The organism is Paraflavitalea soli, from assembly GCF_003555545.1.
Taxonomy (GTDB): domain Bacteria; phylum Bacteroidota; class Bacteroidia; order Chitinophagales; family Chitinophagaceae; genus Paraflavitalea; species Paraflavitalea soli.
This window is the reverse complement of the sequence record NZ_CP032157.1, coordinates 7,202,175-7,226,115: the sequence shown is the minus strand read 5'-3', so window position 1 is coordinate 7,226,115 and position 23,941 is coordinate 7,202,175. Positions and strand designations below refer to the sequence as shown.

Annotated in this window: 17 protein-coding genes; 9 read left to right on the top strand and 8 right to left on the bottom strand. The window is 48.0% G+C overall.

Annotation, left to right across the window (positions count from 1 at the left end):
• Window positions 1-98 precede the first annotated feature (98 nt).
• The 6 genes from D3H65_RS27790 (at window position 99) to D3H65_RS27765 (ending at window position 12,256) form a co-directional block, all read left to right on the top strand.
• Entirely contained in the window at window positions 99-518 is a 420-nt protein-coding gene (locus D3H65_RS27790; RefSeq protein WP_119053429.1) for a hypothetical protein, read from the top strand.
• Between the two features lie 337 nt (window positions 519-855).
• Window positions 856-5,625, top strand: a complete 4,770-nt coding sequence (locus D3H65_RS33500; RefSeq protein ID WP_162915846.1) for a PKD domain-containing protein — start codon at window positions 856-858, stop codon at window positions 5,623-5,625.
• A 74-nt stretch (window positions 5,626-5,699) separates the two neighbouring features.
• A complete protein-coding gene (locus D3H65_RS27780) occupies window positions 5,700-10,052 on the top strand; it encodes a PKD domain-containing protein (protein ID WP_119053427.1) in 4,353 nt (1,450 codons plus the stop codon).
• A 37-nt stretch (window positions 10,053-10,089) separates the two neighbouring features.
• Entirely contained in the window at window positions 10,090-11,130 is a 1,041-nt protein-coding gene (locus D3H65_RS27775; protein ID WP_119053426.1) for a PorP/SprF family type IX secretion system membrane protein, read from the top strand.
• 162 nt (window positions 11,131-11,292) lie between these two features.
• Window positions 11,293-11,763, top strand: a complete 471-nt coding sequence (locus D3H65_RS27770; protein WP_119053425.1) for a redoxin domain-containing protein — start codon at window positions 11,293-11,295, stop codon at window positions 11,761-11,763.
• 148 nt (window positions 11,764-11,911) lie between these two features.
• Window positions 11,912-12,256: a T9SS type A sorting domain-containing protein gene (locus D3H65_RS27765; protein ID WP_119053424.1), complete on the top strand. Its 345-nt coding sequence runs from the start codon at window positions 11,912-11,914 to the stop codon at window positions 12,254-12,256.
• 114 nt (window positions 12,257-12,370) lie between these two features.
• Here the strand turns inward: D3H65_RS27765 and D3H65_RS27760 are convergent, their stop codons facing one another.
• Window positions 12,371-13,543, bottom strand: coding sequence for a class I SAM-dependent rRNA methyltransferase (locus D3H65_RS27760; RefSeq protein ID WP_119053423.1), 1,173 nt, complete (start codon window positions 13,541-13,543; stop codon window positions 12,371-12,373).
• Between the two features lie 301 nt (window positions 13,544-13,844).
• On the opposite strand from D3H65_RS27760, the gene D3H65_RS27755 reads away from it, so the two are divergent.
• A complete protein-coding gene (locus tag D3H65_RS27755) occupies window positions 13,845-14,429 on the top strand; it encodes a nucleotide exchange factor GrpE (RefSeq protein WP_245999605.1) in 585 nt (194 codons plus the stop codon).
• A gap of 14 nt (window positions 14,430-14,443) precedes the next feature.
• Window positions 14,444-15,604: a molecular chaperone DnaJ gene (gene dnaJ, locus D3H65_RS27750; protein WP_119053422.1), complete on the top strand. Its 1,161-nt coding sequence runs from the start codon at window positions 14,444-14,446 to the stop codon at window positions 15,602-15,604.
• 99 nt (window positions 15,605-15,703) lie between these two features.
• Here the strand turns inward: dnaJ and D3H65_RS27745 are convergent, their stop codons facing one another.
• The 6 genes from D3H65_RS27745 to D3H65_RS27720 form a co-directional block, all read right to left on the bottom strand.
• A complete protein-coding gene (locus D3H65_RS27745; RefSeq protein ID WP_162915845.1) occupies window positions 15,704-17,464 on the bottom strand; it encodes a YfbK domain-containing protein in 1,761 nt (586 codons plus the stop codon).
• A gap of 115 nt (window positions 17,465-17,579) precedes the next feature.
• A complete protein-coding gene (gene hpt, locus D3H65_RS27740; protein WP_119053420.1) occupies window positions 17,580-18,116 on the bottom strand; it encodes a hypoxanthine phosphoribosyltransferase in 537 nt (178 codons plus the stop codon).
• A 3-nt stretch (window positions 18,117-18,119) separates the two neighbouring features.
• Entirely contained in the window at window positions 18,120-19,358 is a 1,239-nt protein-coding gene (locus D3H65_RS27735; RefSeq protein WP_119053419.1) for a glucosaminidase domain-containing protein, read from the bottom strand.
• Window positions 19,359-19,363: 5 nt separating this feature from the next.
• Window positions 19,364-20,002 (bottom strand): O-methyltransferase, encoded by a 639-nt coding sequence (locus tag D3H65_RS27730; RefSeq protein WP_119053418.1) that lies wholly within the window; start codon window positions 20,000-20,002, stop codon window positions 19,364-19,366.
• 182 nt (window positions 20,003-20,184) lie between these two features.
• On the bottom strand, window positions 20,185-20,883 hold the full coding sequence (locus D3H65_RS27725; protein WP_119053417.1) for an LOG family protein: 699 nt from the start codon (window positions 20,881-20,883) through the stop codon (window positions 20,185-20,187).
• A 141-nt stretch (window positions 20,884-21,024) separates the two neighbouring features.
• Window positions 21,025-22,476: a sodium:solute symporter gene (locus D3H65_RS27720; RefSeq protein WP_119053416.1), complete on the bottom strand. Its 1,452-nt coding sequence runs from the start codon at window positions 22,474-22,476 to the stop codon at window positions 21,025-21,027.
• 181 nt (window positions 22,477-22,657) lie between these two features.
• Here D3H65_RS27720 and D3H65_RS27715 point away from each other — a divergent pair, with 181 nt between their 5' ends.
• Window positions 22,658-23,197 carry an LOG family protein gene (locus tag D3H65_RS27715; RefSeq protein WP_119053415.1) on the top strand — a complete coding sequence of 180 codons (540 nt, stop codon included), beginning with the start codon at window positions 22,658-22,660 and terminating at the stop codon, window positions 23,195-23,197.
• A 79-nt stretch (window positions 23,198-23,276) separates the two neighbouring features.
• On the opposite strand, the gene D3H65_RS27710 is transcribed toward D3H65_RS27715, so the two are convergent.
• Entirely contained in the window at window positions 23,277-23,846 is a 570-nt protein-coding gene (locus D3H65_RS27710; protein WP_119053414.1) for a hypothetical protein, read from the bottom strand.
• Between the last annotated feature and the right edge of the window lie 95 nt (window positions 23,847-23,941).

Genomic DNA, 23,941 nt, shown 5'->3' with positions numbered 1-23,941 from the left:
TTTATCGAAGCCGTCTTCGACAAGCTCCTTTAGATCAGGGTGAGCCGCCCTTGAAAGGCGACCCACCCTTCAACTGACAGCCGTTATAAATATCCCCTATGAAAACACTAGTACCCTTAGTGCTCATTTGTGTATGCCTGGTAACCGGCAGCTCCTGTCAAAAGTTTATTGACAAGCAAAAGGAGAAGATCGCGATGGACATCATCACCAATGGCGAGTGGTATGTGGAGCAATACATCCAGGACACCACCAACGTCACCAGCGACTTCCTCAATTACCTCTTTCAATTTAATGAAGATCGTACCGTAACCGGCACCCTCGGTGCGCAAGTATACAGCGGCACCTGGGAAGAACATATTTCAGATATCTCCATCTCCTCTCAGTTTCCTACAGCTCCTGATCCGGTCAAAAAGCTCAATGGCAAATGGAAGCTCAAAGACAGCACGAAAGAATATGTAAGGGCAGAAATGACTACCGCTACCGGCACCAATTACCTGAGCCTGCGTAAGAAATCATGATGTTCATATTAATTTTTTTGACTACGATTTTAATGCCGTCGGGAGTACCACTTAGCACATTACACTATTGACTTATGTCAATAGTGCACACATTCAATTATTTGCCTCGAACAATCATGAACGAATAGTAGATTTCACTTATGCAATCGGTATGATATTACATACTTCCTTCAATTATTAGGCCCCCAGCCACTGTTCATATTAACTTAATTCATTTATTTGAATAAGTAAAGTTGTAAATTAGTTACAGCTTTACCCAACCACATTCACATACTAAAATCCCCAATATTCTATGAGGACTCATGGCCTCATAAGCCGTGCTATATTGACTAGCTGCTTGAGCCTGCTTTGCAGTGCTATCCTCAATGCGCAGTTAAAAGCTGGCTTTTCTGCCACCCCCGCTGAGGGCTGTGCTCCCCTCGTCGTAAAATTCACCGATGAATCCACTGGTAATCCTGGTACCTGGCGCTGGGACCTTGGCAATGGCACTATTTCTTTTCTCCAACATCCGGCCGCTACCTATTTCAATCCCGGCACTTATACCATCAAACTGGTGGTGCGCAATGGTGCGCAAGCCGACTCGGTTGTAAAAGTGAATTACATAACAGTCTATGCCACGCCTGTAGTTAACTTCTCCGCTTCAGACACCACGGGTTGTTTCCCCCTCAATGTTCAGTTTACCGACCTGAGCACTCCCGGAGATGGTACGATCGAATCCCGGGAATGGGATTTTGGAGATGGCACGATTTCTACTGAACCTAATCCCGAACACCGGTATACTGCCGCAGGCAATTACAGTGTGTCGCTGCGCATCCGCAACAGTTTTGGCTGCACACAAACCATCACCCGCACAAAGTATATCCAGCTAAATAACGGTGTGAAAGCCGACTTTGGTTTTACTATGCCCAATAGCTGCAAGCCTCCCACGGCCGTACATTTTACCAATAAGAGCACCGGTACGGGCACCCTGAGTTTTGAATGGGACTTTGGCGATGGCAGTACTTCAGTACAAGCCAACCCGGTACATACCTATACGGCCACCGGCACTTATTCAGTGCAGCTGCGGGTGCGAAACAATACGGGCTGTGTGGATTCCATCATTAAGACCAACAGCATCAATATCGGTACGGTGAAAGCAGGTTTCACGGTACCCGCCCTCATTTGCAACAGCCAGCCTTTTGCCCTGATCAACAATACGACCCCCGCGCCGGTAAGCGCTTACTGGAGTTTTGGCGATGGCAGTTTTGCTACCGAACTCAACCCGGTGAAGAGCTACGCGCAGCCAGGCAATTACAATATCAAACTGGTGAGTGATTTTGGGGCCTGCAAAGATTCGGTGACGCAGACCATCCGCGTAGTGGCCAAATCACCTGCAGTGTTTACGGCCAATGACAGTACCTCCTGCAGTGCTCCCTTTACAGCACAGCTTACCAGTCAATCGGCAGGGGCCGTAAGTTATCAATGGCTGTTTGGTGATGGCAGCCGGGATACGGGCAAAGTGGTATCGCATACCTGGCAGACCAAAGGCGAATACGATGTAACCCTCATTACTACCAATGCAGCAGGGTGTACCGATACGTTGGTAAAAAGTAAATACATACAAATCAAAGCCCCCCAGGTTACCCTCGGTAATATACCCCATGAAGGTTGTGTGCCCTTTGCCTGGCAACCCAGTTTTTCCGTCATTACCGTTGATGAGCTTGTCAATTATGAGTGGCATTTTGGAGATGGCAGTACGGCTACCGGCAAAAATCCTGCGTATACCTACACCCAGCCGGGTACCTATACAGTTACCCTGGTGTATACTACTGCCGGTGGTTGTGTTGATTCTGTTTCAGCCACGGGCGCCATCCGGGTAGGTACGAAACCTGTTGTCAACTTTTCTGCTTACCCACTGGTATCCTGTGCTAATGCGCTCACGCATTTTAAAGATGAAAGCACGGGCGGAAAAGCCGACCGCTGGTTGTGGACCTTTGGAGATGGCAGTACCTCTACAGAACAAAATCCTTCGCACTCTTATCTCGATACCGGTTATTTCAATATTAAGCTGGTGGCATGGAGCAATGGTTGTAAGGACTCTCTCACCAGGCCCCGCTATGTATATATCAAACCACCGGTGGCGAAGTTTCTTGTTGGGCCGGTGAACTGTCCGACAAAATTGGCCCGCCAGTTCATTGATAAGTCAATTGGCGCCACAGCCTGGTACTGGGATTTTGGAGATGGCAGCAGGTCTACTGCACCCAGCCCTATCCATACTTATGCAAGCCCGGGCAGTTATATGGTGACGCTCACCGTAAAAAATGATACCTGCGAGCATCAGATGAGCTACCAGGTAAAGGTAGTATCGGAAAAAGCAGACTTTTCGGCCAGCGATACGGTTGTTTGTAAAAATGTACCCATCACGCTGACAGCTATCAATAGCCAGGCACAAAATATCGCCAGCTATGCCTGGACTATTTCCAAAGGCGCCACTACTTATGGTGCACCCACGGGCAAAGCCGTTCAATTTGCTTTCCCGGTGGCCGGCCAATACAATATCCGGTTAATTATTACTGATATCTTTGGTTGTACGGATACATTAACCCGGCCATTGTACATCCGGGTAAACGGACCTACTGCCGATTTTATAGCGCTTAACCCGGAAGTATGTACCAATACCACTATACTCTTTTCGGACTCCTCACAAACAGATGGCCTGCATCCTATTCAGCAATGGAAATGGAATTATGGAGATGGGGCCTTAGAAACATTGACAGGCCCTCCCTTTCAGCATACCTACACACAAAGCGGCGTATTCCCGGTACAGCTGACGGTGGTTGATAACTTGGGTTGTTCGGATACCCGCACACGGCAACATGCGGTGACTATTTCAAGACCAGCTGCCAGGTTTGAGTCGCCCGACTCCCTATCCTGTACCGGCAAACCTGTGCGGTTTGTGAACCAGACTACAGGCAATAACCCGGTATATACCTGGGATTTTGGAGACGGGCAAACCACGGCGGCCGTACAGCCTGCCCATATCTATACACGGGAAGGCGATTACACGGTGAAGCTGGTAGCCAATGATCGCTATGGTTGTGCCGATTCGGTCACCAGGCAATTATATATCCGCATCAGGGATCCAAGGGCCCGCTTCAGCATGAGTGATTCCTTTGCTACCTGCCCCCCATTGCTGGTAAATTTCACCAACCAGTCCTTGCATTACAACCAGATCAACTGGGATTTTGGCGATGGCAATAAGTCTACGCTACCCGACCCCTCGCATTTTTATACCTATCCCGGTATTTACCGCGCCAAACTCACCATTACCAGCCCGGGCGGCTGTATTGACAGCTTCGTAAAGATCATTACGGTGAAAGGTCCGAAGGGTACGTTTACCTATGACAAACTCAAAGGATGCATACCTACCACCGTCCGGTTTACGGCGCAGACCAATCAAAGCGTTCGTTTTGTGTGGGATTACAATGATGGCGGGGTTGATGAGACCAGTCAGAGCTCCCTGGGGCATACTTATACTGCAATGGGAGAATACCTCCCCAAATTGATATTGATAGATGGGCAGGGTTGCCGCGTGCCCATATTGGGAAAAGATACGATCCGCATTTATGGGGTGAATGCCGGTTTTACGGGTGATAAAGCGTTATTGTGTGATTCGGGCCTGGTGAGGTTTACCAATACCACTGTATCCAATGACCTGATCACGCGATACCAGTGGTTATTCGGCGACGGGCAAACTTCGACGGAAAAGAATCCGGCCCATGTGTACAAGCAACCGGGCCTGTTTACCCCTCAATTGACGGTAACCACTCAAAACGGCTGTGCAGATACGGTAAAGGTGCCGCTGCCATTGAAGATCATACAAAGCCCGCTGGCGGCCATCCGCAGTGATTCAGGGGCCTGCATCCCTGCTTTACTGCAATTCCGGGGGAGCCTGTTGCGCCCTGATACCAGCAGTCTTCGCTGGCAATGGGATTTTGGCAATGGCACTACCGCACAAGATCAAAATCCACCGGCTGTTACGTATATAGATGCAGGGGCCTACAATGCCCGGCTTATTGTAACCAATACCTCGGGTTGTACGGATACCGTGTTGAGGACCGTGCATGCGTGGCCCCTGCCGGCCATACAAGCGGGTAATGACCAGGCCATTTGCCGCAATGGATCGGTAACACTTACCGGCAGCGGGGCTGTTCAATATAGCTGGTTTCCGGTGAATGGGTTGTCCTGCACCAACTGTGCGGCGCCCCTGGCATCACCTTTGGAGGATATTACGTATACTGTGACAGGGAAGAATAATTTTGGCTGTTCTGCCACGGATTCTATACATATACAGGTAAAACAACCGTTAACTATTCAGGTGGGTAAGGGCGATACGCTGTGTAAGGGAGAATCCATCCGGCTTTGGGCTACGGGCGCGGACGATTATTTCTGGAGTCCCGGCATATTGACGGGAGAACAGACCCGCAGCAGCCTGGATGTTAGACCAGCAACCAGCACGATCTACCAGGTAATAGGGAAAGACGACCTCAGTTGTTTTGCCGATACGGGGTATGTTCCGGTGGTGGTATACCCTTATCCTGAAACAGAGGCGGGAGAAGACAAAACAATACCGGTAGGGAACTCGGTCACCTTAAGCCCGGTAATATCAAAAGATGTGACGACATTGAAATGGCATCCGGCAGCGGGCCTGAGCTGTGTGGCCTGTGCCACGCCGGTGGCGGCTCCCAAACAAACCACCACCTATACGCTGGAAACGGTGAATGATGGTGGCTGCATCAGCCGGGACAATGTAACTGTCTTTGTTTTCTGCAACAATGCCAATGTGTTTGTTCCAAATACTTTTTCGCCCAACGGCGACGGCAATAATGACGTATTTTATGCAAGAGGTAAAGGTGTTTACAGTATCCGGTCGCTAAGAATATACAATCGTTGGGGCGATATGGTGTACGACCAGGTAAACATACAGCCGAATGACATATCCAAAGGATGGAACGGATTGCACAAAGGTCAGCCGGCGCCCCAGGATGTGTACGTGTACACCATGGATATTGTATGTGAGAACAATGTAGTGCTTAATTATAAAGGTAATGTGGCGCTAATCCGTTAAGATGGTATTATTATTGTTTACAAGACGTACCCTACTGAAAAATCAGTCTCTGTAAACCACCCAAACATTGCAACTTGGCAAAAAAGCTGCTATTAATACTGTTATTGCATACGGTCACTCAATGGGCGCGGGCACAAGCGCCGGTCGCTGATTTCAGCGCCAACGTTGTTTCCGGCTGTTCGCCACTTACTGTGACTTTTAAAGACCAATCTACCGGCAATCCCCTTTTCTGGAACTGGGATTTTGGCGGCGGGAATCTCTCCAACCTGCAAAACCCTACTATCTCTTTTGGCACGCCAGGCACCTATACAGTGGCGCTGGTAGTGCGCAATGCCGATGGCACCAATGGTATTACCAAGACGAATTACATCACCGTATATCCTTCGCCACGGATAAACTTTAGCGCTAATTTTACGACGAGCTGTGTGCCGGCTACGATACAGTTCACGGATCTGACGGATCCTGTTGCAGGCAATATTGTATCCTGGGAATGGGATTTTGGCGACGGAGGCACTTCTACACAAAAAAATCCATCGCATCAGTACACCACTACAGGTTTTTATTCAGTGACGCTAAAAGCTGTCAGCAGTACAGGATGCCAGGCCCAAACTTCCTTTATTCGCTATATCCGCATCGTGCCGGGTGTCATACCAGATTTCAGCTTCAATGCACCGGCCACGTGCAAGCCTCCCTTTGCAGTAAATTTTACCAACCTGACCAGCGGGCCAGGCAACCTGACCTATCAATGGAACTTTGGCAATAGTACGGGGTCTACACAGGATAATCCTACTGCCACCTATAGCGCAACGGGGCCTTATACGGTAACCTTAAACGCTACCAGTGAATTTGGTTGTACCGGCAGTATACAAAAACCGATCGATATCAGTGGCACCGGCACTTTCTTTACCAGTCCGGATACGGTGTGTCTCAATACCACGGTCAATTTTCAGAATGCCTCGACCAGCACACCACTCAGTACGCTTTGGGATTTTGGCAACGGACAGCAATCAACCAATCTCAATGATGCCAGTACTTACACCGCGCCGGGTATCTATACCGTTAAGTTAAAGAACACCTATACCAATTGCCTGGATTCCTTTTCAAAACCGCTGGTGGTGGTAGACAAACCCATAGTCGCTTTTTCAGCACCTGTGACCACAGCCTGCAAAGCACCTTTAACGGTCAACTTCCAGGATAATTCGCCCGATGCAACAGGCTGGCAATGGGACTTCGGCGATGGCAATACTTCCACCCAACAAAATCCATCGCACACCTACACGGCAGAAGGGCAATACAGTGTGACGCTGACCATCACATCGCGCCTGGGATGTAGCAATACGCTTACCCAACCAGCTTTTGTGCGCATCATCAAACCAACGGTATCGTTTGCCAATGCGCCAGCCGGCGGTTGTATTCCTTACACTTTCGCGCCAACCGCCAATACCGTTGCTATTGACGGGGTAGCCAGTTATTTCTGGGAGTATGGTGATGGTTTTACCGCTACTACCACCGTGCCCACAGGTCCCGCCCACACCTATACTTTGGCCGGCAACTATACCATCAAGCTGACCATTACTACCAGGGGTGGTTGCACTGAATCGGCAGAGCTTGTCAATGGCATACGTACCGGCATTCCACCGGTATCTAATTTCACGCTCACTCCAACAGATGCCTGTGCATCGGATGCGATCAATTTTACTGATCTGTCAACAGTAACGCTTCCTGCTGTCGTAGATGAATGGTTGTGGGATTTTGGCGATGGAGAAACCTCCGATGTACAAAACCCTGCCCATACCTATGCCGACAGTGGTTATTTTTCTGTTACGCTCACAGCGTATAACAATAAATGCCCCACTGTTTCAGCAGCCCAGGTAGTGCATATCAAGCCACCTATTGCCCAATTTATTTATGATGTGGCGTGTCCCAATGGTTTGCTGGTGAACTTTACCAACCAATCGAAGGTGAATGCGGCTGTTTATGGGCCGGTCACTTATACCTGGGATTTTGGCGATGGTGGCACATCCACTTTACAAACCCCGCCCCCCCATACCTATGCAGCGGTGGGCACTTATACGGTGAAGCTCACCGTAACATCTACCGCTCCAGGCGGCTGCTCGCATACGATTTCGCAGGACATTCAACTGGTAGGTGAAGTAGCAGACTTCACGGTGAGCAATCCTACTCCCTGCAAAAACGAATTGTTGCAGGTGGTGGCCAAGGGCATAGCTGCAAACATTACGCAATACGAATGGTCGGTAAACGGGGCTGCTTTTAGTATTGGTGCCCGCGATATCAACCTCAGGTTCTCCAATGCAGGCGTTTATTCAATTGCGCTGCGGATCACCGACATCAACGGATGTACCAATACCAAAACGGTTACCAATGCCATCACTGTTTCCGGTCCGGTGGCCAACTTTACCCCGGCAAAGCAAGGCGGGTGTACGAATACCAGCATCACATTCAATGATCTCTCAACCGGTACGGGTATCAATAGCTGGCAGTTTGATTTCGGCGATGGCCAAACGCAAACCTTTACTGCTCCTCCCTTCGCCCACAATTATACCGATACAGGCAGTTATGTAGTGAAACTAACCGTGACGGATGGGAACGGTTGTCCGGATACCTATACCGCTACGGATACGGTATTTATCACCAAACCAGTAGCAGGTTTCACCAGCGACTTTACCACCATTTGCCCCAATACGGACCTGCCTTTTAAGGACACTTCCAGCGGCAGGGGATTATCCTGGCAATGGGATTTTGGCGATGGCGGCACTTCTACCATCCAGGCGCCCCTCCATAGGTATATGGCATTTACCGGCACTTATGGCGTCAAACTGGTGGTCACCGATGCCTTTGGCTGCAAGGACTCTGTGACCAAGGCCAACTATATCACTATTAAGAAACCAGTGCCGGCATTTACAGCACTCGATACCAGTTCTATTTGCCCCTTGCTGGAAACCAAATTCACTTTCGGGGGATCGGATTATGAGTCTTTTTATTGGGATTTTGGCGATGGAAGTATATCTACCCTGCCCAATCCCAATCACTTTTACAACACTTATGGTTCGTATGAGGCCAAATTGTATGTAATCGGCTATGGCGGGTGTATAGATTCTGTAAGTGATACCATTAATGTATACAACCCCTATACCACCAGTGAATTAAATTATAGTCCGATCACCAATTGCAATGCTTTGATGGTAGACTTTTCATTGATCACACCATCCGCTACACGTTTCAGTTTTTACTTTGGTGATGGCGCCATTGACGACTCTCAACTTAAAGTATTCCAGCATTATTATAAATCGCCTGGCTTTTATGCGCCGTCCATCCTATTGCAGGATAGCCTTGGTTGCCAGGTAACGGTAGGCGGACCTAATACCATCAGGATTCTTGGGGCAACGCCTTTATTTGGTATGGATAAGAAAACATTCTGCGATTCGGGCACCGTTATCTTTACTGATTATACGCAGGGCAATGATCCTATAACTTCGCTCAGTTATGATTTTGATGATGGAACTACTTCCACCGACAAAGATCTTACACACCGGTTTACCCAGCCAGGCACGTATGTAGTAAAGCATATTGTAAGCACGCAGGCTGGTTGTACGAATACATTAACCGACACCGTTCGGGTGTATGGCACGCCCCATCCGGTCATCATAAGTGATACGGTCGTTTGTATCAATGAGGTGCTGCCTTTGCAGGGTACGCTCACTGTACCGGATACTGCCATCACCTGGAAATGGGACCTGGGCAGCAATGGCCAGTCGGCCGATCAAAATACCTCGGTAAAATATCCTCAATCGGGTACCTATGCGGTGTCGCTGGAATCGGCCAATAAACTGGGATGTAAAGACAAGACATCAAAGAATATATATGTGCCACCGACCCCCACCATCAACTTATCGGGTAGTCCCACGGTAGTTGTAGGTACCGGCATTCCTATGCCGGTAACGTATAGCGCCAATGTGGCTACGTATGCGTGGACACCTGCCAGGAACCTGAGTTGTACGGATTGTGCCATCCCCTTTGCCGATCCCAGGTTTACCACCACCTATAATGTGCGGGTAGAAGACATTTATGGTTGTCCGGCCACGCAGGATATCACGATCACGGTAATCTGCAATAGCAGCAATTACTTTGTGCCCAATACTTTCTCACCCAACGGCGACGGCCATAATGATGTGTTTATGCCCCGTGGCAGGAATATTGACCGGGTAAACCGGATGCAGGTATTTAACCGCTGGGGAGAAATGGTATTTGAGAAAAAGAACTTTATGGTCAATGATGCATCAGCAGGATGGAATGGAACGTATAAGGGAAAACCCGCAGCAGCGGATGTGTATGTTTATGTAGTAGAATTTGTTTGTGACAATGCATCGGTTGTACCATTCAGGGGTAATGTAACTTTGTTAAGGTAAAATGAATCCGATATTGTACCATCTAAAACCGGGTATTATGAAAAACGTATTGAATTGGAGACGATATTCCTTTACGGGGATATTGCTGTGCGCGCTTACCCTCACGCATGCCCAGGATATTCATTTTTCACAATTCTTTGAAGCTCCGCTGCTTCGTAATCCTTCCCTGGCGGGCATCTATTCCGGAGATGTCCGGATACAAGGCGTTTACAGAGATCAATGGAACAGCTTTACCAATGCTTACCGCACGGGATCGCTCAATGCAGAATATAAAATGCCGGTGGGCAAGGGAGATGATTTCATGACGATCGGGGGGCAGGTGCTTTTTGACAAAGCCGGTACGGTAGGCTTAACCACCACTTCGCTGTTGCCTGCCTTGAATTACCACAAATCGCTCAGCAATGAAAAAGCCATGTACCTGAGCCTGGGTTTTATGGGAGGCATGATCCGCAAAAGCATTGATGCATCGAAGATGACCACGGATAACCAATATGGCCCCGGTGGATATGATCCTACTGCACCTACGGGAGAGATCCTTACGACGCCCAACTTCAATACCTGGGATGCCAGTGTGGGCATGAGCTTCAATACTACTTTTGGTGAGGATAAGGCCAATAGTTATTTTCTGGGCGCTGCCTACCATCACCTCAACAGGCCTAAGAATTCTTTTTACCGCAATGCCAGTATTGAATTAAAACCCAAATATGTTTTCTCTGGCGGCATTACGTTTGGCGTAGATGAATATTCTTATTTTATTGTTCAGGCGGATCATTCCATACAAGGCTCCTTTACTGAAACCGTTGGCGGTGCGCTTTATTCTTACAAACTGGGTGATGACCCGGTCAATCCCCTGTATACCATCCATGCGGGGGCTTTCCTGCGTTGGAAAGATGCGCTGATACCGGTTATTAAGCTCGACCGGTACCCCCTGTCGGTGGCCCTTAGCTATGATGTCAATGTATCGCAGCTCAAAACAGCCAGCCAGGGCCGGGGCGGTGTGGAGATATCGCTTTCCTGGATCAGCTACCTCGACAGGGACAATAGCAGCCGGGACAAAGTATTGTGCCCAAGGTTTTAAGAAAGTTCGGAAGAGACTGGCAGGATTTCACGGTCTCTCGGATTTTCGGTCTTCCAGACTTGTATTTTTCCCGCTTCGTTTATTAAATATGCCGTTCCGCCGGTTGATTGCACCAAATAACGGGCTGGCACGTTATTTTTGCTATACCATAAAAGCAATTGTATGAAAATTGAAGCCGGACAAAAGGCCCCTGACTTTTCACTCTACGACACTACCAAGAACAAAGTAACCCTTTCTGAACTCAAGGGAAAGCAAGTGCTGTTACTGTTCTTCCCCGCAGCATTTACCAGCGTTTGCACCAAGGAATTGTGCAGCGTGCGGGATAATATAGCACAATACAACCAGGTAAATGCACAGGTACTGGGCATCAGTGTAGACTCTGTTTTCACGCTGGGCAAGTTCAAGGAAGAACAGCAATTGAATTTTCCTTTGTTGAGTGATTTTAACAAGGAGGCATCTGCGGCTTACGGTACCCTTTATGAAACATTTGTATTTGACATGAAGGGGGTTTCCAAGCGTGCGGCTTTTGTCATCGACGAAGCGGGAACTGTACAATATGCTGAAGTGCTGGAGAATGCCGGCGATCTGCCCAATTTTGAAGCTATTGAGGCTGCATTGGCGGTAACCAATTGATATAAGTCAAATAAACCGTGTTAACATAATTTTAAAACTTCCGGGGTTTGGGGAGAATCCACTATTCTCCGGAAGTTTTCCACCAAATGAGTTGTAACTTTAGTTAAAAGGAAATATCTTGGATTTAAACCGTAAAATAGTATCCTGCATGAGGATTATTTACACACTATCCATCATCCTTTTATTGACAATCGAGGCAAAAAGCCAGGAGCGCACGACGCCTAATCCTGGCGGGGATCCTGTTGCCAAGATCATCAAGTTTTATCCTAACCCGGCTACTTCTTTCATAACCTTTGATTTTCAACGCAGTTACGATAAATCCTATACACTTCAGATCTTCAATTTGCCCGGCAAAAAAGTGCATGAGGTATCGGACATCACGCCCAAAACAGTGGTCAACCTGACCGATTTCTTCCGGGGCATTTATATCTTCCAGTTGCGTGACAAGGCCGGCAGGCTGATTGAAGCCGGCAAATTCCAGGTTTCCAAATAGAGGATTGCCCCTACAGGGCAAATGAACTTATTGACATTCATTTCTACATAGCTATAGCCCCTATGGGGCATGAATACCCTTTGACAGGCTTCGCCCCCTTCGACAAGGGTGACACTACATAACCTGTACGATCAGGAACTTCAGGTAATGGGTATTTTCCCAGCCCCATACGATCGGGTGATCGGCCGACTGGGTAAGAAAAGTGACCTGCCTTAGTTTCCGGCGGGCGTCTTTGGCGGCCATTTGTATAATCTCCAGGAACATAGGAGCAGGCACCAGGTTGGTACAGCTGGAAGTGACTAGAAATCCACCCGGCTTTACCAGTTTCATACCCCGCAGGTTGATCTCCTTATAGCCGGTAATGGCTTTTTGTATATTGTCCCTTGTCTTTGTAAACGACGGAGGATCAAGCATCACTACATCATGCTGGCGCCCTTCGCGGGCCCATTCTTTCAGTACATCGAACGCATTCACACATTCAAACTTACACCTGTCGCCATACCCGTTCAATTCGGCATTGCGGGTAGCCTGGGCCACTGCATTGGCAGAGATATCAAGGCCCAACACGGATCTGGCGCCATAATGAGCAGCATGTATCTCAAAAGTGCCGGTGTAGGTGAAGGCGCCCAACACATCGGCCCCTTTCACAATATGCTGGATGGCGCGGCGGTTGTCCTGCTGATCCAGGAAGTAGCCGGTCTTTTGTCCATTTTCGACATCTACATAGAACTTCAGCCCGTTTTCCTGTATTACGATCTGGGTATCAAAGGGGGCTGATAAGTATCCTTTTTGCTGGGTCAAGCCTTCCAGTTCCCTTACAGGCACGTCATTGCGTTCATAGATACCCTTGGGTTTGAAGATCTTTTCCAGGGCAGCTACGATGGCTGGTTTCCAAACATCAATGCCCAGGGCGAGGGTCTGGATCACAAAGTAATCGTTGAATTTATCAATGATGAGCTGGGGCAGGCTATCGGCTTCGCCAAAGATCAGGCGGCAATTCTCCACATAACCCAATTGCTGGCGGTATTCCCAGGCCTGTTTGAGTTTGCGGTAGAAGAAATCTTCATTTACGGTCTCCTGCTTATCGCGGGTGAGGATACGTACGGGTATTTGCGATTGGGGATTAAGGTATCCCTTGCCAACGAATTTTTTATCATGCGTAAACACTTCTACCACATCGCCCGGCTTTGCCTCGCCATCTATCAGGTTCACTTCGTTACCAAATATCCAGGGATGGCCGTTTACTACACGGGGACTGATCTTCTTTTTGAGAATCACGGTTGTCATAAGTGGGCAAATGTACTGTTGATTTCGGATTTCGGATTCAGGATTTCGAATTCCTATGTTTCGATTGACTGAATTGCTGGTTACCAGCTGCTGCTTTGTACGCATACCTGCCACTCCTGCCTCCGGACTCCCGGCTCCTGACTCCCTGCCGCTTGCCGGCCATTTTATCTGCCTTTTTGACCTTATGGGGCGTATGGCAAAATAATTGCCCCACATGGCTTTGCTAAGCAAAACTTGTATTTTTACAGTTTGGCATGCCCGTACTGGAACAGAACGGGGGAAAGCCGTCAATTTTGCAGTTATGAACGCGAAAAATACAGATAGACCTATGACAGAAAAGGAGCCTTTAAAGCACGACAATGGTGAATCCATTGATATCAACACGGATGAAAGCGTAAGTGGATCTACCCATCTGAATGAGCCGGTAGCCAATGAAGACGAGATAGAAAAATTAAAAGCAGAAGTGCAGGAACTGAAGGAAAAATACCTGCGCCAGGTAGCAGAATTCGACAATTTCAGGAAAAGAACGGCCAAAGAAAGATTGGAACTGATCCAAACAGCTGGTAAAGATGTGATCGTATCCCTGCTGGCAGTGCTGGATGATTGTGACCGTGCCGAAAAACAAATACAATCGAGCAATGATGCAGCGGTCATTAAGGAAGGGGTGCAGCTGGTATTTACTAAACTAAGGAATACCCTCCAGTCCAAAGGGGTGAAACCCATGCAAAGCATTGGTACAGAATTCAATCCTGATCATCAGGAGGCCATCACGGAAGTACCGGCTGCCACTGAAGACCTGAAAGGTAAAGTAGTAGATGAAGTAGAAAAAGGATACTACCTGAACGATAAGATCATCCGGTTTGCCAAAGTAGTAGTTGGTAAATAATTCAAAAACTCAACATGTCGAAAAGAGATTATTACGAAATACTGGGCGTTGCAAAAGGCGCTTCGCCGGATGAGATCAAAAAGGCTTACCGTAAGGTAGCTATGCAATTCCACCCCGACCGTAACCCCGGCGATAAATCAGCTGAGGAAAAGTTCAAAGAGGCAGCGGAAGCTTATGAAGTGCTGAGTGATGCAGACAAACGCGCTCAATATGACCGTTTTGGCCATGCCGGCCTCAGTGGCAATGGCCGTGGCGGTCACGGCGCACAAAATATGGATGATATCTTCAGCCAGTTTGGAGATATTTTCGGCGATGATATTTTTGGCAACTTCTTCGGCGGCGGAGGCGGCAGAAGAGGTGGCGGCGGACAGCGAAGCCGTGGTGTACGGGGCAGTAACCTGCGCATCAAGCTGAAGCTGAACTATGAAGAAATTGCCCGCGGCACTACGAAACAGATCAAGGTTAAGAAGTATGTAGCCTGTACTACCTGTAACGGCAGCGGCGCCAAGGACAAGAACAGTGTACAAACCTGTGCTACCTGTGGCGGTAACGGACAGGTACGGAAAGTGACCAATACTTTCCTGGGGCAAATGCAAACAGTGACCACCTGCCCTACCTGTAATGGAGAAGGCACCACGGTTACTGCAAAATGTACCGCCTGTAAGGGTGAAGGAAGGGTGTACAGCGAAGAAACAGTGACCATCGATATTCCGGCCGGTGTACAGGAAGGTATGCAATTGAGTGTTGGTGGCAGGGGTAATGCCGGCGAACGTGGCGGACCTCCCGGCGACCTGATCATTTTAATTGAAGAAGAACAGCATAAGGAACTGCACCGCGACGGACTGAATGTAGCGTATGAGCTGCACCTCTCCTTCCCGGATGCTGCTTTTGGCACCAATGCAGAAGTACCTACCATTGATGGCCGCGCCAAGATCAAAATACCACCAGGCACACAAAGTGGTAAGATATTCCGGTTGAAAGGGAAAGGCTTCCCGGGTGTGAACTCCTATGAAAAGGGAGACCAGCTCATTTATATCAATGTATGGACACCTCAAAATATGACGGCAGAAGAAAGGGCTATGCTGGAAAAGCTGAATAATTCGCCCAACTTCAAACCACAGCCGGATAAATCAGACAAGAACTTTTTTGATAAAGTGCGGGAGATGTTCTCGTAAGGAATACAAGCTGCGAGCTATGAGCTGCGAGCTACGAGCAAAAGGCAATAGTACACCTGAAGGCTCGAAGCTCATAGCTCGTGGCTCGCAGCTTCTTTTTTACTCGCTTTGTTTTTTCTTTTTCTTATTCCCATAGATCTTCTTAGCCTTCGCGATCATGCTGATAAATTCTTTTTGGATAGCATCCTGCGGGTTGTGCGATTCATCGGCCATGATAGCGGCATCATTCCAATTGATGTTGCGCATATAGGGAGAGTTCTTGAGCAGGCCTGCAAACATGGAGACGGAAGTAGCAAAACGGTAACATTCGGGCAACTCCATGAATTCTGTATACGCAACCGGGGCGGTATAACCTGTAACGCGCCTGACGGAATCGTTCGGTAATTTATAACTCAGGAATACTTTGGCCAGACCATCTTTGGCATATCCCCAATCGAATGACTGGCTTAGCGGCACCAGCTCAAACATGGCCAGCAGGGAGTGCCCGGACCCTACCTCCCCTCCTTCTACTTCACTTAACGAATCGGCCAGTGCATTCACTTTATTGTCGAAACCTATCAGCCGGTATTCTTTTATTACTGCCGGATTGAGCCATACATTCAGGAACGCATCATCGGCTACGGTATAGAGGGTTTGCGTCAGTTCTTTTACCAATACTTTCTCTGCTTCCTTTTCATTGTCGAGGTACGCAAAATTGCCATTGCCTTTCTTGGCCAGTATTTCCAGTTTGGAATCCTTATAATTTCCCATGCCTACCCCCAGGCAGGTGAGGTATATGCCGGACTGCTGATGCTGGGTAATCATTTTCTCCAGCTCTTCTTCCGAAGTTTGCCCCACATTGAAATCTCCATCTGTAGCGAGGATCACGCGGTTATTGCCACCCTTGATGTATTGGCTTTTCGCCAACCTGTAAGCCGTGCGGATACCTGACTCGCCGGGAGTGGAACCTCCCGGGTACAATTCTTCAATGGATCGGCGGATCTTGTCTTTCTCTATGCCCGAGGTAGGTGTTAACCATACGCCTACGGTACTGCCATACACGACAATTGACACGGTGTCTTTTTCCCGCAGGTTATCAACTAACAGTTTGAAAGCGGATTTCAGCAAGGGCAGGCGGTTGGGCATGTCCATCGATCCCGACACATCTACCAGGAATACCAGGTTGGTAGGAGGTATCTTATCGGGGTCAATCTTCCGGGCGCTGGCATGGAGAAACAACAGCCTGCTTTGTGTATTCCAGGGACAATCGGACAGATAGGATTTGAATCCAAAAATGCTATCGGCAGGCGGAGGGGTATAGTCGAAACTAAAATAATTCAGGAGTTCTTCGATCCTTACCGCATCTGGCGGAACCTGGGTATTCATACCCAAAAAGCGGCGGATATTGCTGTAGGAGGCTTTATCGGTATGGATAGCGCATCCCGTTTCGGGGTATTTCTTAGCAGATACAAAGTCATTTTCTACCAGTGAGCTATAGGTTTCACCGGTGATGGTGCGCTTGTTACGGTCTTCGGGATGCATGTTGCGGGTAAAGGAAACCAGCCTGTTGCGCTGCAGGTTGGCAGAGGAATACAGCATTTTGAGGACGATCGTCTGGTATTTGCCCGCTTCCAGCCTTACGCCTACCGGCTGATAGCCTTCAAGGGATATGGTCACAGAATCATTTTGCCGGGTAGAAAGGATGCCAAAGGAGCCGCTGCTGCCGGAATAGTAAACATACCGGGTGGAGTGCAGCAGTATTTTGGCATTGGATAGTGTGTTCTGTTTTTCATCTTTTACCTCGCCACGCAAATAATACTGAGCAAACGCCGGTGAAACGGTTATCAGTAATAAGGATATGGCAGCAGCAATTTTCAACAAGGGGCTATTTTGAGATCGTGAATTGGAACCAGAGACCATCATACATCAATTATAACGATGATACCCCCGGTTATCTTATAAAATTCAACGCCTTATCTTACCACTTTTCGAACTTCTATTCCAGCAGTTTATATATTTCCCGGATATTCCTTCCTAATCCATCATAATCCAGTCCATATCCCACTACAAACTTGTTGGGAATGGAGAATCCAAGGTAATCTATGGGTATCGGGTAAACGGTCGCTTCGGGTTTGTGCAATAAAGCCACTATTTTCATGGAGGCGGGCTGCTGGTGCAGCAATTGAGGCAGAAACTCATTGAGGGTTTTACCTGTATCTACAATGTCTTCTACGATCACAACGTCCCTGCCAAAAAGGTCGGTATCCAGCCCGATAGCGGTAATGACCTGTCCGCTGGATTTGGTGCCTTTGTAAGAAGCCAGTTTGATAAAACAGATCTCTGCGTCGATACTCAATTCCTTGAAGAGGTCGGCAGCAAATATGAAGGAGCCATTGAGGATGGCAATGAACAATGGCTTTTTGCCGGCATAATCTTTATCCAGCTGCTGCGCCAGCACTTTAATGCGGGCATTGATCTCGCTGGCAGTCAGGTATGGTTCAAACTGTTTATCATGTACACGAATAATGCTCATAGATCAGTTTTTGTATATGATCAGCTCCTGCCCGATCTTCAGTTCGTATCCGGCCATTTTATTCCATTCTTTCAGTTGTTCTACTGTAATACTATATTTCCGGGCTATGCTATACAGTGTTTCTTTGGTTTGTACGGTGTGGGTAGTGTAGGTAGCAGCAGCCATATCGGTGGTACGAGGAGCGGCCTGCTGCGCCTGGGTGGTCTGTGGCGCCACTTCAGTGGCCAGCCTGGGCCTGGCGGGGGCTTTGCCCTGCAAATACAAGGTCTCGCCGGTGGCCGGCATATCCTGCTGCTGCAGGTGGTTGTGCTCCAATAAGGACTCGAGGCGCACGCCTTCTGACTGGCATATATCGTATAGGGTTTCTCCTGTTTGTACAATATGCTTTTCACTGGCGCCCACCTTCCTTTTACGCTGCAGGAATAACAACTGACCATTGGTGAGCACATCTTCGCGCTGCAGATCGTTGAAATCCATCAGGCGTCTCAGGGATACATCGTATTGCTCTGCCACTGCCAGTAAGGCTGTACCGGCCTTTGCATATACGACTTTGGTATTGTTGATGGTAAACTGTCCTTCGGGCCAGGTAACTTTGGGCGCCTCTTTCACCTCTTCTTCTACTGCTGTAAAAGGGGCTATCACTACAGGGCCACCGGCTAAGGTGCCATCGCCTTCTGCAGGTCTTTTGGGATTGCCTGCCAGTATCTCATCCTGCGGACCCAGCTTGCCCAGGGCGATCAAGGAGTACTGCTGCAGGTTGTAATCCTCAATGAGCTTGATAATGATCTGTGAATATTTGATATTGGTAGCATAGCCGGCTTTCTTCAGTCCGTAAGCCCAGCCTTTGTAATCGGTGGGGTCAAGCTGAAACAGGAAAGCATAGCGGCTGCTGTTCTTTAAAAAATTGGAATGGTCCATGTAGGAGTCCGTGGGGGAAGAATAACTGCGGAAACATTCGCCGCGGGCATCGTCATCATGGTACACCTTATCGCCCACCCAGGTATTCTTGCATTTAATGCCAAAATGGTTGTTGGACTTCAGCACCAGGTCCGATTTACCAGCCATGGTCTCATGAATGCCCTGTGCCAGTTTAATAGAAGCCGGAACACCTGTACGCATCATTTCCTGCATGGCCAGCTCCTTATAAAGATTAATATACCCGTAAATGTCATCACTTTTCTGCGCCTGTAACCACAGGGATGCCAATAGGGGTAGTACAATCAATAAACGTTTGAATGGCATGGATTTTATTTTTTTCGGATCAACAGTAAACCATCGCGGATAGTTACCAAAACATTGTCTACTCGTTCGTCTCGCTGCACCCGTTCATTAAATGCCTGGATGGCGATTGCATTTTTGCCGGTAATGGGCTGTTCGAGTACCTGACCATGGAACAATACATTGTCTGCCAATATAATCCCTCCTTGTCTTACACTCGGCAATACCAGCTCATAATAGTCGGTATAACCCACCTTATCGGCATCAATGAATACCAGGTCCCAGGTTTCTTTCAGGGTAGGAATGATCTCTAACGCATTTCCCGTGTGCAAAATTATCTTTTCAGGGGCATTTGACCTATCGAAATTTGCCTGGGCAATGGCTGCATCCTCTTCCCTGAGCTCAATGGTATGCAAAAGGCCGTCTTTTGACAAACCTTTAACAAGACAAAGGGCGCTGTACCCGGTAAAAGTACCGATTTCGAGGATACGGCGTGGCTGCTGCAGGGTGCTGATCATTTCGAGGAACTTGCCTTGTACCTGGCCGCTGAGCATATGCGCGTGTGGGTGGGAAGCATAGGTTTGCTCGTTGACCTGCTTCAGCAGCTCATCTTCCGGAGAAGAAAAGCGGTCTGCATAGGATTGTACCTGGGGGGAGATTATTTCCATGATACACAAAAATACAAATACAAGTCGGAAAGACGGGAAGACCGGAAGACCGGAAGTCAGTAAAAACGAAAACCTAAAACTCCAAAAATGGGGAATTAGGCTTTATAAATAATGATTTACGCCCAGGAAAGCGGGTATTTGTCGACGGACTTCCGGGCTTTTTCCGACTTGCAGACTTCTTTCTAAAAGTTAGGCTGCAGGGGATGTTTTGTATAAAACTGTAACACATGCTCCACCACTTCTTCCGGTGTATCCACAATTTTCAACAGCTCCAGGTCGCCTGCAGAGATATTATTAGACTTCTGCAGCATGGTCTCCTGCATCCAATCCATCAGACCGCCCCAATATTGGGAGCCTACCAGGATGAGGGGTACGGGCGACATTTTACCGGTTTGGATAAGGGTAGCTACTTCAAAAAATTCATCCATGGTACCAAATCCGCCGGGCATCATGACAAAGCCCTGGGAATATTTGGTAAACATCACCTTGCGCACAAAAAAGTATTCGAAATGCAGGTTGGCATTGCGGTCAATGTAGGGATTGGCATGTTGTTCAAAGGGCAGTTCAATATTGAGCCCTACGGATTTGCTGCCGCCCAGTTGGGCGCCTTTATTGGCAGCTTCCATTATACCCGGGCCACCGCCCGATATAATGCCAAATCCTTCTTCGGCCAGCTTGCGGGAAACATCTACGGTAAGCTCATAATAAGGGTGACCGGGCTGGGTGCGGGCCGAGCCAAATACAGAGATACAGGGACCTATCTTGGCCAGGGCTTCGAAGCCATCCACAAATTCAGCCATTATTTTAAAGATCTGCCAGCTTGAGTGTGCTTTTGATTCTGACCAGTGACGTTGTTTTGAGATCTTGATCGTTCCGTTCATACACTAAACATTTAGGGTTGCGGTCCGCGAAGACACGAACCAGGGCTTTAAGACTATGATGCCATCCGTTGAGCGGATGGCATTAGCGCGGATTACTAACAGGTAATCTTATATGTTTAACGAACGAGTGAATGAATTAGTTTATGCGGGCTGCTGTTTTTTTGAAATGATCAGGAGGCCCAGGAAGGTTAACAACCCATTAATGATGAGCAGTTCCAGGCCAATCTCAAAGGAGCCGAATAGCTGTTTCTGGTATTTATCCAGGATGAAGCAAATGAGGGGCGACAGCACACATATAATGGGCACTATTTTATCATCCACTACCCTTTTGGTAAGGATGCCAAAGCTGAACAATCCCAATAAAGGGCCATAGGTATAAGCGGCCACTTTTAAGATCACGCCGATCATACTGGGATTATTGACCCACTTAAATACCATTACGAGCCCAAGAAAAATGGCAGCAAAACTAAGGTGTACGCGCTGACGTATTTTCTTCTTCTGTGCATCTGTCCAGTTTGCATTACGCTGCATACCCAGGATATCAATACAAAAGGACGAGGTAAGGGCTGTAATGGCGCCATCGGCACTGGGAAACAAGGCTGAGATCAGGGCAATGATGAAGATAGCTGAGATCACGGGCGGCATGTGCTGCAAGGCAACAGCCGGGAACAGGCCATCACCGGTAACAGTGATGCCCTTTTGTGCAGCAAACAGGTAGAGCAATCCACCCAATACCAGGAACAACAGGATCACCCCCAACATGATCAGGGAAAGGGTCACGACGTTCTTCTGGGCATCTTTAAGTGTTTTAACGGATATATTCTTTTGCATCATTTCCTGGTCCATACCCGTCATGGTGATGGTAATAAATGCACCGGCGGCTATTTGTTTCAGGAAGAAGAACCGGCTGCCGGGGTCGGTAAAGAATATTTTTGAATAGCCTTTGTCTCCCATGGCTTGCAGACTTTGCCCCAGGCTGATATCCATGGTCTTCAAAATATAGATCACACAGATGACGAGACCCAGCAACATACAGGTGGTTTGCAGGGTATCTGTATACACAATGGTCTTCACACCTCCTTCATAAGTATACAGCAGGATCATGATGAGGATGATGAGTGTGGTGAGCCAGAAAGGAATACCAAAACTGCTCAGGATAGCATCCTGCAGAATTTTAACCACCAGGTAAAGACGGGCGGTAGCACCCAATGTTCTGGATAGTATAAAGAAGGAAGCGCCTGTTTTGTAAGCCCTGAAACCTAACCGGGTGCTGAGGTAATTATAGATCGAAGTAAGATTAAGCCGGTAATACAAGGGCAACAACACATAAGCGATCACCAGGTAACCAATCAGGTAGCCCAGGGTGATCTGAAAATAAGCGAAGGACTCTTTACCTACGGCTCCCGGCACACTTACGAATGTAACGCCACTCAGCGATGTTCCGATCATACCAAATGCCACCAGCATCCAATTGGAATTGCGGTTACCAATAAAGAAAGAATCATTATTGGAATTGCGGGAAGTAAAATAAGCCACCACCAGCAGCAAGACGAAATAACCAATGACAAATGTGAACAGCAATGTGGGCGACATAGATAAATATTAGTGGACAAACATACAGCAGAAACGGGTTTGAAGATAATAAAATTGTTATCAATTGAGGGCATTCCGCTTATCTTAGCTGCCGCGAAGTCCTCTACAGTGGCCCCTTTCCCTGTATAAAGGCCCCCGCACTGGGGTTCGGGAGCATCGCATTAAAAAATCAACAACGAATATGAAGATAGAAGCAGTAGCGGTTTTCTGCGGATCAAAGACGGGCAAAAACCCGGTATTCAATCAACATGCAGCAGAACTTGGCAAACTGATTTCCATGCTCGATATGAAGCTGGTATATGGTGGTGGAAAAAAAGGACTGATGGGCACGATCGCAGATGCGGTATTGGCGCATGGCGGAAAAGTAATGGGTGTCATTCCCAAGTTATTGATCGAATGGGAACACCAGCATGAAGGGCTCACGGAACTGGCTGTTGTATCAGATATGCATACGCGTAAGCGTACGATGTACGACATGTGTGATGCCGCCATTGTATTACCCGGCGGCTTTGGCACGCTGGATGAGTTGTTTGAGATGGTGACCTGGAACCAGTTGAAAATACACGATAAGAAAATCTATATACTCAATTCAGCCGGCTTTTACAATCACCTGATCAATCACCTGAAGCAAATGCAAAAAGAAGGCTTCTTATATGAAGCGGTGGAGGAACGTATCATCGTATGCGATACGCCGGTAGAGATCTTTAATACTATTAGTTGAAAAGGCTCCTTTAGACCAGGGTGAGCCGCCCTTTGAGGGCGACCCACCCTTTAGACGCCTTCGCCAGGATGACAATTTATTAAAATCCGAAATTGTAGCCAAAGTTGTAGAAGGCCCTGTTGCCATATGGCGAACGGTCATTCTGCAAAAGATCATACTGCACCAGGATAATAAAAGCGCCGCGGCCGGCAGGAATAGCAGCTCCCACACCGCCCAGTAAGGAGGGCACGATCTTCCCGTCCAGCTTCTGATCGGCAGAGCCATCATAAAACTTGAACTTACCCCAGTTGTAGTTCATTTCAGGTTGTACTTGCAGAAACAGGTAGTCTATAGGATAAACACGGCCAAACACATTGAGACCTGCCACGCCATAATTCTCTTTGTACTCGGGAACATAATAGCGATAGCGGTAGCTGGAATACAGGAAAGTAACACCAGCACCGGCAGCGAGGTAACGATTGAACCGGTATCCTACCTGGGGAGAGATATTGACAAGGGTGGAATTACCGCCAAAGCCCAGCCCGAAGGTTCCACCAAAGAATAATTTCTCTTTATCAAAACCTCTTTTGGGTTCTTCGTCCTGTGCCAGGGTAGAGAGGTGCAAGGTGGTGAGGAAAACAATAGCGATCAGCAGCGATTTCCTGTTCATATGGATTGAATTTGGTAAATAAAAAGCCCCTGCAAATATACAGGGGCAATGTCATTAGCCATAAAGACTGTTACAATTTAGGCTTTTTTTAGGCC